The following is a 13,230-nucleotide window of genomic DNA, read 5'->3' on the forward strand; positions in this document are numbered from 1 at the left end:
TTCGCATGACCGAAGACTGGTTGAAGAGTTCCATCATGGCCAAGCGGGCCGTCGCCAAGGGCGCGACAGGCACGACCCATAGTTTGACGATCGAGCAGCAGGGCAGCTTCCATTACGTCTATGGACCCTATGCCAAGCCGACGCTGTCGATCGATCCCGGCGGGGTGGTCGTCGTCGAGACCGAGGATGCCTTCGGCGGCGTGCTCACCAGCGAAAGCGACAGCCCCACGGCGAAGCTGAACTTTCCTTACCTGAACCCGCAATGCGGGCCGATCGCGGTCAAGGGCGCCAGGAAGGGCGATTGCCTCGCCGTCTATATCCGCGATGTCGAGACCCGCGGCGCGCAGCCGGCCGGCACCACCTGCATCATTCCGGAGTTCGGCGGCCTGGTCGGAACGGCATCTACGGCGCTACTCAATCCGCCGCTGCCGGAGCGCGTCAAGAAGCTGCATGTCGACCGCAACGGCGTGCGCTGGAACGACAAGATCACGCTGCCGTACGAGCCGTTCATCGGCACGATCGGCGTGTCGCCCGAGATCGAGGCAATCTCTTCGCTGCAGCCCGACTATCACGGCGGCAACATGGATCTGCCCGACGTCGCACCTGGCTCCATCATCTATTTTCCGGTGCATACCGAAGGCGGGCTGCTCTATGTCGGCGACTGCCATGCCACGCAGGGCGACGGAGAGCTCTCGGGCGTCGCGCTCGAACAGCGCGCCACCGTCACGCTGCAGATCGATCTGATCAAGAACTGGAGCTTCGCCTGGCCGCGGCTCGAGACGCGCGACTTCATCATGACGATCGGCAGCGCGCGGCCGCTCGAAGACGCCGCGCGGATCGCCTATCGCGAGCTCGTGCGGTGGATGAGTGCCGACTACGGCTTCGACGAGATCGACGCCTACATGCTGCTCAGCCAGGCCGGCCGCATGCGGCTCGGCAACATGGTCGACCCCAAGTACACGATGGGGGCGTCGATCCTGAAGAATTACCTCAAGGCGTGACGTCCAACATCTTTCAACAAGGAACATCGCGATGAATTCGGGGCGTATATTTGGAATGGCTTTGCTTGGTGCCGTGCTCGGGACGGCTGCAATTGGTGCCGCTCAGGCGGCCGACCCGCCGCTGAAGGTCGGCTTGCTGGAGGATGTCTCCGGCGACCTGGCATTCATGGGCATGCCGAAGCTGCATGGATCGCAGCTCGCGGTCGAGGAGATCAACAAGAGCGGCGGCATTCTCGGCCGCCAGATCGAGCTGATTCACCTTGATCCCCAAGGTGACAATGCCCGCTACCAGGAGTTCGGCCGAAGGCTGCTCAACCGCGACAAGGTCGATGTGCTGATCGGCGGCATCACCTCTGCGTCGCGCGAGGCGTTGCGTCCGATCGTCGATCGCACCTCGACGCCATACTTCTACACGAACCAGTATGAAGGCGGCGTGTGCGATGCCTCCATGGTCAGCATGGGCGCGGTGCCTGAGCAGCAGTTCTCGACGCTAATCCCATGGATGGTCCAGAAGTTCGGCAAGAAGGTCTACGTTATCGCGGCCGACTATAATTTCGGCCAGATCTCCGCCGAGTGGAACCGCAAGATCATGAAGGATCTCGGCGGCGAGGTCGTGGGAGAGGAGTTCATCCCGCTCGGCGTGTCGCAGTTCGCGCAGACGATCCAGAACATCCAGAAGGCGAAGCCGGATTGGCTGCTCACGATTAATGTCGGCGCCGCGCAGGACTCGTTCTTCGAGCAGGCGGCCGCCGCCAACCTCAATCTGCCGATGGGGTCCTCGATCAAGGTCATGCTCGGCTTCGAGCACAAGCGGTTCAAGCCGCCGGCGCTCAATAACATGCATGCGACCGCCAACTGGTTCGAGGAGATCGACACGCCCGAAGCCAACGATTTCAAAAAGCGCTGGCACGCCAAGTTCCCGGACGAGCTCTACATCAACGACATGGGCTACAACGCCTATAACGCGCTCTACATGTACAAGGCGCTGGTCGAGAAGGCGAAGTCGACCAAGCTCGAGGACATGCGCAAGGTGATCGCGACCGGCGATGCCTGCATCGACGCACCCGAGGGCAAGGTCTGCATCGATCCGAAGAGCCAGCATACGTCGCACCGCATGCGCCTGATCTCGGTCGGACCCAAGCATGAGGTGACCGTCGAGAAGGACTACGGGACGATCCAGCCATACTGGCTTGGCGAGATCGGCTGCGACCTCACCAAGAAGAACGACAAGGATCAGTACACGCCGAGCCATCTTCCCAGCAAATCGTGACGCGCGCGGGCACGAATCTTGCTCGTGTTCTGCATCTCGAGTTTGAAGCGAACGGGCGCCGCAATGATGCGGCGCCGTGATCACGGAGAGCGGAATGTCGGCTGAACTCTTCTCGCTGTTCTATCAGTTCGCCGACGTCTTCGCGTTCCTGATCCTGTCGGCGGCGGGCCTTGCCATCGTGTTCGGCATGATGGGCGTCATCAACATGGCGCATGGCGAGTTCATCATGTGCGGGGCCTATGTGACGGTCGGGCTCGTGAATCTCGGCGTGCCGCTCCCGATCGCCCAGATCCTGGCCGCGCTGACCGCGGGGATCATCGGCATGATCGTCGAGTTGCTGATCGTGCGGCGCTTCTACAAGCGTCCGCTGGACTCGCTGCTGGCGACCTGGGGCCTCAGCCTGATCGTGACCCAGTCGATGCTGTTGATCGTTGGCTCCGCGGTGCGCGGCATCGGCACGCCGGAAGGAAGTTTTGCGATCGGCGGCTACACGTTCTCGACCTATCGCCTTGTGCTGTTCGGGTGCGCGGTCGCCGTGCTGGCCGGCCTCTACATTATCTTCATGAAGACGCGCTTCGGCGTGATCGCGCGCGCCACGATGCAAAATGCGGCAATGGCCAAGGCGCTCGGTGCGCGCACCGGGCGCATCTATTCCATCAGCTTCGGGATAGGCACGGCGCTCGCGGGGCTCTGCGGTGCGCTCTACGCGCCGACCATGACGCTGATCCCGACCATGGGCGCGACCTTCGTGGTCGAGAGCTTTGTCACCGTGGTGATTGGCGGCGCCAATGTCCTGCTCGGAACCGCGCCGGCGGCGGTGTTCCTGGCCATGATCAGGATGGCGCTGAACGCGAGTTATGGCCAGATCATTGGGCAGATCGGCATGCTGTTTGCCGTCATCCTGATCATACGGGTGCTGCCTGAAGGGCTATCCAGCGTGCTGGTTCGTCGTGGGCGCTAGACGGGAATTTCCGATGTTGAAGCTGCTCGACGGTCCGCAGACGCTCGGACGCGGAAAGATCTTCTGGTCCTGCTTTCTTGCCGTGTTGGCGGGCGCGCTGATCTATCCGCTGTTCGCTGATTCCTACGATGTCGGCAACTTTGCCTACTTCCTGATCTGGATCTTCATGGCGCTCGGGCTCTGCCTGATGTGGGGCTACGGCGGCATGCTGTCGTTCGGCCAGACCTTCTTCTTCGGCATCGCCGGTTACGGCTATGGCGTACTCGCCATCAACATGGGCGGGGGCACGGCCACGATCGCAGCACTCGTGCTCTCGGTCGTCATCGCGATGATGGCGGCAGGGATCCTCGGCTATTTCATGATCTGGGGCGGCATCAGCGGGATCTTCTTCGGCATCGTGACGCTGTCGGCGACGCTGGTGCTGGCCTTCTTCCTCGGGCAGACCGCCGGACCAGAATGGCACATTGGTCCGGCGCGGCTGAACGGCTTCAACGGCATGAAGGGGATGGACCCGCTCACCGTCGGCAGCTTCGATATCGAGGGGTCGGCGCTCTATTACCTCATGATTGCACTGATCGTGATCGTCTACGTCGCGCTGCGCATGCTGGTGAACTCGAGCATCGGCAACGTGATCGTGGCGACGCGGGAAAACCCGCAGCGCGCCGAGATGCTCGGCTACGACGTCCGCAAATACCAGCTCCTGACATTCGTGATCGGCAGCGGCCTCGCGGGTCTCAGCGGCGCGCTGTACACGTCCTGGGGGCAGTTCATCACGCCGTCCAGCATCGGCCTGCCGGCGGCGGCGATGCCGATCGTCTGGGTGGCGTTCTCCGGACGCAATGATCTCACCGCGACGCTGGTCGGATCGTTCCTGCTGCTGTTCGGCTTCCAGACCATCACAATCTACAGCCAGCAGGCCGCACTGGTGTTGATGGGTGTGCTCCTGCTCGCCACGGTGATGCTGGCGCCGCAGGGCTTTGTGCTTGGAATCGGCAAGCTCGTCGTCGACTGGTGGGGCAGGCGCCAGCGGCGCGACGAGGCTCCTGCGCTGGCGGATGCCGGCCGTCTGCAATCGGATGAGACCTGATCCATGGCCCTCGTTGACGTGAAAGGCGTATCGAAGCGTTTCGGTGGATTGACCGCCGTCTTCGACGTCGACCTGACGGTCAATGCCGGCGAGGTCCATTGCCTGATCGGGCCCAACGGGGCCGGCAAGAGCACGCTGTTCAAGCTGATCGTCGGCCTCTATCCGCCGACCACCGGCAGCATCTTCTTCGACTCCGTCGATATCACCGCCGAGCGTCCTTACGCGCGGGTGCAGCGCGGCATGAGCATCAAGATGCAGGCGCCGAGCGTGTTCAAGGAATTGCCGGTGCGGCAGAACATCCAGATCGCGCTGCAGGAGCGGCTCTCGGGTGCGGAATGCCGGGCTGAGGAGGAGCGGCTGCTGGCGCTGCTCAATCTGGCGGAGGACTCTGTCAAGCTCGCCGGTGCGCTGTCGCACGGCCAGCAGCAATGGCTGGAGATCGGAATGGCGCTGGCGTTGCAGCCGCAGCTTCTGCTGCTGGACGAGCCGACCGCCGGCATGTCGCCGGAGGAGACCTACAAGACCGGCGAACTGATCAAGTCGTTCAACGCCGAGGGCATGACGGTCCTTGTCGTCGAGCACGACATGGCGTTCGTGCGTCAGGTCGCGCAACGGGTCACCGTTCTGCATCTTGGCAAGATCTTCGCGCGCGGCAGCCTCGACGCAATTCTGGAAGACGAGAAAGTCGCGGAAATCTATCTGGGTAAGACCCATGCCCACTGATCGCATCCTGGACGTATCGGGACTCTGGGCGGGCTACGGCGCAACGCCGATCCTGCAGGGCGTCAGCATGCAGGTCGCGCGGGGCGAGATCGTCGGCGTGATCGGCCGCAATGGCGTCGGCAAGTCGACCTTGATGCGCTGCCTGATCGGCCTGCTGCAGAGCTGGCGCGGCACCATCACCTTCATGGATCAGGATGTGACGCAGCTCGAGGCCGATGCGCGGGCGCGCGCCGGCTTCGGCTACATTCCGCAGGGTCGCGACGTGTTTCCGCAGATGAGTGTCGAGGAGAACCTGCAGGTCGGCGAGCTGATCGGCGGCCCCGACGGAAAGAAGCTGCCGGAGCTCGTCTATACGTATTTTCCGCGCCTGAAGGAGCGCCGGCGGCAGATCGCGGGCACCATGTCGGGCGGCGAGCAGCAGCAGCTTGCGATTGGCCGCGCTCTGATCGGCAATCCATCCTTGATGATCCTCGACGAACCGTCCGAGGGCGTCCAGCCCTCGATCGTGCAGCACATCTGCGAGGCGCTGCAATCGTTCCGCACCGAGCTCGGGACGACGATCATTTTTGTTGAGCAAAACCTCGACACCATCCTGGCGATCGCCCAGCGCTGCTACATCATGGAAAAGGGCAAGATCACGCGATCGCTGGCCGGTGAGGAGGTCAACGCGGACAGTGTTCGTGCGCAATTGCTGCTCTGATCGGCCACGCCGTGTGGTGAGGAAGTACGCGTTCCATAATCGATAACAACGGAGGGAATGGACATGGATCTGGGACTCAAGGGAGCAAAGGTTCTCGTGACCGGCAGCACCAAGGGCATCGGCAGAGCGATCGCCGACACATTCGCAGCGGAGGGTGCCAATGTCGGCATTTGCGCGCGCAACCAGGCGGATGTCGACGCTGCGGTTGCCGCGATCAAGACCAAGGGCAATGCGGCCTTCGGTGGTGCGGTCGACGTCTCGAACGGACCGGCGCTGAAGGCCTGGGTCGCCGACATGGCGTCCAAGCTCGGCGGCATCGACGTCGTGGTCGCCAACGTCAGCGCGCTGTCGATCGGGCAGGACGAGGAGAGCTGGGAGAAGGAATTCTCCACCGACATGATGGGGACGGTGCGGCTGGTCAATGCGGCGATGCCGTATCTCGAGAAGAGCGCGGCGGCGGCGATCGTCACGATCTCCAGCGTGTCGGGGCGCGAGGTTGATTTTGCCAGCGGTCCCTACGGGACGTTCAAGGCCGCGATCATCCACTACACGCAAGGGCTGGCCTACCAGCTCGCGGCCAAAGGCATTCGGGCCAATTCGGTGTCGCCGGGCAACACCTATTTCGAGGGCGGCGTCTGGAACATGATCAAGGACGGCAATCCCGAACTGTACAAGACGGCGCTGGCGCTCAACCCGACCGGCCGGATGGGCACGCCGCAGGAGATGGCGAACGCCGCCGTGTTCTTGGCGAGCAAGGCGGCGAGCTTCATCACGGGGACCAACCTCGTCGTGGACGGTGCCCTGACGCGCGGCGTCCAGTTCTAGCCGGGGCCACAACGACATGTCAGCGGATCCATTGCACTACAAGTCCATCACCGAGATCTCCGGGCTCATTCGCCGCGGCGAAGCGAAATCGTCGGAGATCACAGAGGCAATCCTCGGCCGGATCGCGAAGCTCGATGGGCAGTTTCATGGCTACGCGCTCGTCCTTGCGGAGCGGGCCATGGCGCAGGCAAAGCAGCGCGATGCGGAGATCGCCAGGGGCATCTGGCGCGGCCCGCTGCATGGCGTTCCGATCGGGCTGAAGGACCTCTGCTACACGACGTTTGCGCCGACCGCCGGCGGCACGACGATCCACGCCAAGTTTATTCCGTCCTTCAATGCCACGATCGTGGATAGGCTCGAGGTCGCCGGCGCGGTCACGCTCGGCAAGCTCAAGATGACAGAGGGCGCCTATACCAGCCACCATCCGGCCGTGCAGGCCCCGCTCAATCCGTGGAATGTGAACTACTGGGTCGGCTCGTCGTCGAGCGGATCGGGCGTCGCGACCTCGGCGGGGCTCTGCTACGGTTCGATCGGCAGCGACACCGGCGGCTCGATCAGGTTTCCGTCGGCCACCTGCGGCTTGACCGGCATCAAGCCGACCTGGGGCCGCGTCAGCCGCCACGGCGTCTTCCCGCTGGCGGACTCGCTCGATCACGTCGGCCCGATGTGCCGCAGCGCGGCCGACGCCGGAGCAATGCTCGGCGTCATCGCCGGCGCGGATGCCAACGATCCGACTGCCTTGCGGGCGCCGGTGCCGAACTATCTGGCCGGTGTCGGCGAGAGCATACGAGGCCTGCGGATCGGCGTCGATCGCAGGTACACCCAGGAGGGGATCGACCGGCAGGTCGTCGCCGCTTTAGTGCAGGCCGAGCGCACGCTGGCCGATCTCGGCGCCGAGATCCGCGAGGTGCATTTCCCGCCCTATCAGAAGTTAGTCAGCCAGTGGATCGCGATGTGCTCGGTCGAGACGGCGGAGGCGCACCTCGATACTTATCCGTCACGGAAGTCGGAATACGGACCGGACCTTGCGCAACTCATCGAGCAGGGCAGGGCGACCAGCGGCGTCGACATCGCCGCGATCCATCATGAGCGGCTGAAGTTCGCAGGCAGCCTCGCCGCGATGTTCGAGGATATCGATCTCTTGCTGATCCCGACGATGCCGGTGCCGATCCCGACGCTCACCAAGATGAGCGAATACGGCGCCGACCCCAACGTCCTCCTGAACATCCTGCGCTTCACGGCGGTATTCGACTTCTCGGGCAGCCCGACCATCACGCTGCCGATGGGCATGGCGTCGGACCAGATGCCGCTCAGCATGCAGCTGGTCGGCCCGCATCTCTCTGAGGACGTGCTGGTCCGCGCGGGTACCGCATTCCAATCGGTAACGGATTGGCATACGCGGCGGCCGCCGATCGAATAGCGCGCCGTCGTTGGCTCTCCCGTATCAGGCCTTGCCGGCAAGTCTGGCCGCGATCGCGCGATAGCCGCGCATCCACATGTGGTCGAGATCGAGATCCATCGGCAGCGGCTGCGAGGAGACGCGCGCGATCACGGTCTCGTTGGCCGGATCGATGTAGATCCACTGGCCGTGGATGCCGACCGCGGCGAACGGGGTTTCGTTGCGATCGATCGTGTACCACTTGTTGCGGTAATTTCCGTTCGGAAACACCTTGGTCAGGTCTCCGCGCGACCATGCCTCGGCATTGCCGTTCTGCCTGATGTCGTCGACCCACCAGCCAGGCACCACCTGCCGTCCGTTGCTGATGCCGTGATTGCGCATCATCTCGCCGAAACGGGCAAGATCGCGCAGTGTCGCGCAGATGCCGCCGGCGACGCGCGCCGCGCCGCGCGAATCGACGGCGATGTAGGCATCGTGCTCGGCGCCCATCGGCTGCCACAGATATTGCGCGAGGATTTTCGCGTAGGACACACCGCAAGCGCGCTCATAGACCCAGCCCAGCACGTCGGTGTTGGTCGAGACGTAGTGGAAGGTTTGCCCATGCGGCGTGCCATTCGGCCGCAGCGTGCGCAGATAGTCGCGCAGATTGCTCGGCGGCACGGTCGGGTCCGGTGGCTCCCAGCCGGTCGCGCGCCGGTAGTTCATGACGTCGCCGTCGCGCGCCATGTAGTCCTCGTCGAAGCGGATGCCGACGCTCATGTCGAGCAGGTGGCGCACCGTGCAGCCGCCGCCATAGACCGATCCCTCCATCTCCGGGATATAGCGCGTCACCGGCGCGTCGGGATCGAGCTTGCCTTGATCGGCCAGGATGCCGCCGAGCGTTCCGGCGACCGACTTGCTCACCGAGAAGATCAGATGCGGGGTGTCCGGCGTCAGGCCGTGGGCATACCATTCGAAGGCGACCTGTCCGCGATGCGACACGACGATGCCGTCGGTGTGGCTTGCGCGCAGGGCCTGGCCGACGCCGATCGTCTCGCCGCGCGGGTCAGCGAAGCTGACGTCGTCGAGATAGCGCGGCGCAAAGGACCGCGGCGCCGGCGTCGAGGCGCGCGGGATGTTGGCGGTGGGTAGCAGCTCGCGGACGTTGCGGAATGCCCACTCGCTGAACGGGTGCTGACGCCAGTTGGCGAGCGTGACTTGTTCGTCGGCCGCCGACGGGAAGGCGGCCATGATGCGACGCGAATTCATTCTTGATCCAGCAATGACATTGGGAGGTGTGCGAAAGTTCCGCGTCGGTCGCGTTGCCCGCAATCAACCGGATGGTGGAGGGGGTTATCAGGTTACTCCGGCGTAACCGTTTCCGGGATGTGTGTTTGGCCCGCAATTTGCTTGACTACGCCTTGCGTCTGCCCCAGCGTGCCGGCCATGCGACGCGCAGACGTTCGCCATCGGGAAACATCGGGAGGTAGGTCATGATCGCGCTTCTGGGCCGACCGGATCCGGCGACCACACAGGCCATTCAGTTCGCACGGGGGATTCTCGAGGGCTCGGCAACCGCGTTCTACGAGGTCGACGGCAATCTGACCCTCAACCGCTTCGTGCTCTCTAGCAACGTCCCGCCGAGTTTCCACGACCAGTATCTTGCGGGCATGAACCGGCTCGATCCGTTGCATCCGCGCTCCGCGAGCAACCGGCCGATTGCCCGGCTGAGCGTCGCGCTCAACCAGTGCGCATCGCAAGAGGCGGCGACCTACCGTGCCTTCGCCGGCCAGTGCGGCGTCGCCGACATGATCGAGTTCTTCTTCCGCCGCAACGACCGGATCGTGGCCGGAATGAGCGTGCTCTGGGCGCCGGGCTGCGCGATCCCCGACGGCAGCATGCATATCGCCGAGAAGATCCACGACTATCTCGAATTCAACCTGACCAGCCGCCTGTCGTCGAACGCCGATGAGCCGGCGCGCTACGGGCTGACCTCGCGTGAGATGGAAGTGGTCGAGCTGTTGTGCTGCGGCCGCACCAATCGCGAGATCGGCGAATGCCTGAGCATCGGTCTCGCGACGGTGAAGACGCATTTGATCCATATCTTCGAGAAGCTCGGCGTCGAGACCCGCTCCGCCGTCGTCGCGCTGATGTCGCGGCCGCATTGAGGGCGCGGCTCTTTCCTCCCGTCGTCCCGGTGAAGGCCGGGACCCATAACCACAGGGTTGTGTTGGTAAGGAAAGATGTGGCCCCAGCGTCGCGCAACAATCACCTTCGGTGGTAATGGGTCCCGGCCTTCGCCGGGACGACGCCGAGTTCGTTGCACGGCCTGTGGGTCAAGCATCCGCATTCTCGTGACATGATCTGTCCGAGCTTCGCTATTCGCTTCGCCCGCGCGTTCACCCGCTCCACCGTTAGGTGGATTGCCGCTCACCGCGCGGCCGGCAGAGAATCCCCCAAGGACCGGTGTCGTTTTCGACAATGTTGGCGAGCGGCTGCCGCTCACGAACATTGAAGGATTCGACATGCGTGATTTCATGGCCATCGGCCGCTCGGTGGCGGTTGCGGAGCGGGGCATGGCCGCGACCTCGCACCCGCAGGCGACGCTTGCCGCGGTCGAGATGTTGAAGGCCGGTGGCAATGCCGTCGATGCCGCGGTGGCCGCGGTGGCGGTGCAGGGCGTGGTCGAGCCGCAGATGACCGGGATCGGCGGCGACTGCTTTGCGCTGTATTCGCCCAAGGCCGGCGAGCCGATCGCGTTGAACGGCTCGGGCCGCACGCCCGCCGGCACCGATACTGAAAAATATGCCGGCAGCGGCGCGCGCGACATTCCGCCGACCGCGCCCGAGTCTGTGACCGTGCCGGGTGCCGTCGACGCATGGTGCAGGCTGGTCGCCGATCACGGCAGCAGGTCGCTGGAGGAGATCTTCCGGCCGGCAATCGCGGCGGCCGAGCAGGGTTTCTGCGTGACGCCGCGCGTCGCGGAGGACTGGCGCCGCTTCCGGGCGCGGATCGAGATCGACGCCAATGCCGCTGCGCAATTCCTTCCCGGCGGCAAGGCGCCTGAGGTCGGCGACATCCGCACGCAGCCTGCGCTTGGCCGGACCCTGCACCGGATCGCGCAGCACGGGCGCGAGGCGTTCTACGCAGGCGAGGCCGCCGACGAGATGGCCGGCATCCTGCGTGGATTGGGTGGTGCCCACAGCACCGAGGATTTCGCCGCGCAGAGCTCGGACTACGTGCGGCCGATCTCGGCGCGCTACCATGATCACGACGTGATCGAGTGCCCGCCGAACGGGCAGGGCCTGGCGGCGCTGATGATCCTGCGGACACTCGCCGGCTTCGATGTCGGCACGCTGGCGCAGGCCGATCGGATCCATCTGCTGGCCGAAGCGACCAAGACGGCCTACCGCGCGCGCGATGCCTTCTTCTGCGATCCCTCGACGAGCAAGGTCGATCCGGCCGCATTCCTTGCCGACGACTATATCGGGAGGATCCGCAGCAAGATCGACATGAGCCGCGCCTCCGCGCCCGCGATCTGGGACGATGTCGAGCATCGCGACACCGTCTATGTCACGGTGGTCGACCGCGATCTCAACGCCGTCTCGCTGATCAATTCGCTGTTCTATCCGTTCGGCAGCGGCATCTACGCGCCGAAGTCCGGCATCCTGCTGCACAACCGTGGTTGGAGCTTCCGCGCCAGGCCCGGACACCTCAATTCGATCGGGCCGCGCAAGCGCCCGATGCACACCATCATTCCGGGCCTGCTGCGCAAGGACGGCAAGACCGTGATGTCGTTCGGGGTGATGGGCGGGCACTACCAGGCCGCCGGCCATGCCAATCTGCTGTCGAACATCTTCGATCTGAAGATGGACATCCAGGCGGCCGCCGAGGCACCGCGCTCGTTTGCCTTCGACGGCGCGCTGTCGCTGGAGACGACGATATCGCCAGCGATCCGCGACGATCTTCGCGCCCGCGGCCACGATGCCCGCTTCTCCGAGGAGCCGATCGGCGGCTGCCAGGCGATCCGCATCGACCATGCGCGCGGCGTTCTGCTCGGCGCCTCCGACCATCGCAAGGACGGGCTCGCACTGGGTTTCTAGGGACAAACCAGGTTACCTCGACGGTATCGTTCTAACGGTTGATTGTTACCGCCCTCCGCGCCCACCAAGCTGGATGCTGGGGGAGTGCATCATGAGCGACAAGCGCGCCGCGGCCGACATGGCCGGCGTGTCGATCGTCGAGTCGGTCGATGCGAACGACTATGCCGGTCGCATGAGCGGCTGGAACATGCGAATGGACCAGGTGTCGTCGGGAAGGTTTGCCGGACGCTTGGTGATGATCCGCCTCCGCGGTCTGGAGATCGTCCGGGAGACGACGACGCAGGCCCTGCTCAAGCAAGGCTCTGCCTGGCCGGATGCACTCGTCTTCAGCCTGCCGCTCGCGATATCCAATCCCGGATACTACAACGGCCGTCTGCTGGAGTTTCCGCAGCTCTTGCTGAGCGACGGCGCAAACCTGCTGCCGTTGCTGACGTCGACGCGGGTCGACGTCGTGTCGGTTGCGGTCGCCCGCGATCGGCTGTTTTCATGCCTGGATGGGCTCGGCGAGACCCGCGCCGCCGACTTCATCGCGGGACTTCGCGGGCAGCAGCATTTCTTCAGCGGACCCGGGCTCGCCGGTCTTCAGCATGGCCTTCGCCGGCTCTGCGATCAGGGCGAGCGGCTGGGACCGGCGCTCGGGTTCGAGCACGTGCGCAGTTCGCTTCAAGACACCCTCGTCGATGCGTTGGCCGGCGTCTTGTCGGAGAACGACTGGACCGACGTTCGCAGCTGCACCGCACAAAAGCAGACGGTCGATCGCATCCGCGAATATGTGTTCGAGCGGGTCGAGGATCCGCCGCGCATCGCCGAACTCTGCCGTCATGTCGGCATCAGCCGCAGGACGCTGCAAGGATGCTTTCAGGACGCGCTCGGGCTGACGCCGTTGCAATATCTGCGCACGCTGCGGCTGAACGCGGTGCGCCGCGAGCTGCGTGCGCTTGCCGCGACCGGCCAGCCGGTCTCGATCGGCGACGTCGCGGCGCGGTGGGGCTTCTGGCACTGGAGCCGCTTCACCGAAAATTATCGGCAGCTGTTCGGCGAGCTGCCCTCGCACACCGTGCAGCGTGTCGCATCCGCCTCACGCTAGGAATATTCACTGCACTGTGGTTGCTTCTGCCGATTCCGGATAACGCCGGTTGAAATCCCCTTCCTAGATTTCGCCCGCTCCGCGCGGAGCCTGCA

12 protein-coding genes are annotated in these 13,230 nt (G+C 64.4%); 11 read left to right on the forward strand and 1 reads right to left on the reverse strand.

What is annotated here, in order from left to right:
* Positions 1–5 precede the first annotated feature (5 nt).
* The 8 genes from ACE103_RS15725 (at position 6) to ACE103_RS15760 (ending at position 7,987) form a co-directional block, all read left to right on the forward strand.
* Positions 6–1,001: an acetamidase/formamidase family protein gene (locus ACE103_RS15725; protein ID WP_092125403.1), complete on the forward strand. Its 996-nt coding sequence runs from the start codon at positions 6–8 to the stop codon at positions 999–1,001.
* A gap of 55 nt (positions 1,002–1,056) precedes the next feature.
* Complete coding sequence (locus tag ACE103_RS15730; protein ID WP_223968692.1) at positions 1,057–2,271, forward strand: urea ABC transporter substrate-binding protein; 1,215 nt, start codon at positions 1,057–1,059, stop codon at positions 2,269–2,271.
* A 94-nt stretch (positions 2,272–2,365) separates the two neighbouring features.
* On the forward strand, positions 2,366–3,232 hold the full coding sequence (locus ACE103_RS15735) for a branched-chain amino acid ABC transporter permease (RefSeq protein ID WP_223968694.1): 867 nt from the start codon (positions 2,366–2,368) through the stop codon (positions 3,230–3,232).
* 13 nt (positions 3,233–3,245) lie between these two features.
* Positions 3,246–4,319 (forward strand): branched-chain amino acid ABC transporter permease, encoded by a 1,074-nt coding sequence (locus ACE103_RS15740; protein ID WP_375780157.1) that lies wholly within the window; start codon positions 3,246–3,248, stop codon positions 4,317–4,319.
* Positions 4,320–4,322: 3 nt separating this feature from the next.
* Positions 4,323–5,042, forward strand: coding sequence for an ATP-binding cassette domain-containing protein (locus ACE103_RS15745; RefSeq protein ID WP_375780158.1), 720 nt, complete (start codon positions 4,323–4,325; stop codon positions 5,040–5,042).
* Positions 5,032–5,742 carry an ABC transporter ATP-binding protein gene (locus ACE103_RS15750; RefSeq protein ID WP_375780159.1) on the forward strand — a complete coding sequence of 237 codons (711 nt, stop codon included), beginning with the start codon at positions 5,032–5,034 and terminating at the stop codon, positions 5,740–5,742. The genes ACE103_RS15745 and ACE103_RS15750 overlap by 11 nt, the downstream gene beginning before the upstream one ends.
* Before the next feature lie 63 nt (positions 5,743–5,805).
* Positions 5,806–6,567 (forward strand): SDR family NAD(P)-dependent oxidoreductase, encoded by a 762-nt coding sequence (locus ACE103_RS15755; protein WP_375780160.1) that lies wholly within the window; start codon positions 5,806–5,808, stop codon positions 6,565–6,567.
* A 16-nt stretch (positions 6,568–6,583) separates the two neighbouring features.
* Complete coding sequence (locus ACE103_RS15760) at positions 6,584–7,987, forward strand: amidase (protein WP_375780161.1); 1,404 nt, start codon at positions 6,584–6,586, stop codon at positions 7,985–7,987.
* 24 nt (positions 7,988–8,011) lie between these two features.
* Here the strand turns inward: ACE103_RS15760 and ACE103_RS15765 are convergent, their stop codons facing one another.
* Positions 8,012–9,214 (reverse strand): serine hydrolase domain-containing protein, encoded by a 1,203-nt coding sequence (locus ACE103_RS15765; protein ID WP_375780162.1) that lies wholly within the window; start codon positions 9,212–9,214, stop codon positions 8,012–8,014.
* 224 nt (positions 9,215–9,438) lie between these two features.
* On the opposite strand from ACE103_RS15765, the gene ACE103_RS15770 reads away from it, so the two are divergent.
* The 3 genes from ACE103_RS15770 (at position 9,439) to ACE103_RS15780 (ending at position 13,135) form a co-directional block, all read left to right on the forward strand.
* A complete protein-coding gene (locus tag ACE103_RS15770) occupies positions 9,439–10,113 on the forward strand; it encodes a LuxR C-terminal-related transcriptional regulator (protein WP_223968711.1) in 675 nt (224 codons plus the stop codon).
* Between the two features lie 357 nt (positions 10,114–10,470).
* The gene (locus tag ACE103_RS15775; RefSeq protein WP_375780163.1) at positions 10,471–12,048 is read left to right on the forward strand and encodes a gamma-glutamyltransferase family protein; all 1,578 of its coding nucleotides are present in this window, start codon (positions 10,471–10,473) and stop codon (positions 12,046–12,048) included.
* 91 nt (positions 12,049–12,139) lie between these two features.
* Positions 12,140–13,135 carry a helix-turn-helix domain-containing protein gene (locus tag ACE103_RS15780; protein WP_375780164.1) on the forward strand — a complete coding sequence of 332 codons (996 nt, stop codon included), beginning with the start codon at positions 12,140–12,142 and terminating at the stop codon, positions 13,133–13,135.
* Positions 13,136–13,230: the final 95 nt, after the last annotated feature.

Origin of the sequence: Bradyrhizobium sp. ma5, assembly GCF_042258955.1 — a bacterium.
GTDB lineage: Bacteria > Pseudomonadota > Alphaproteobacteria > Rhizobiales > Xanthobacteraceae > Bradyrhizobium.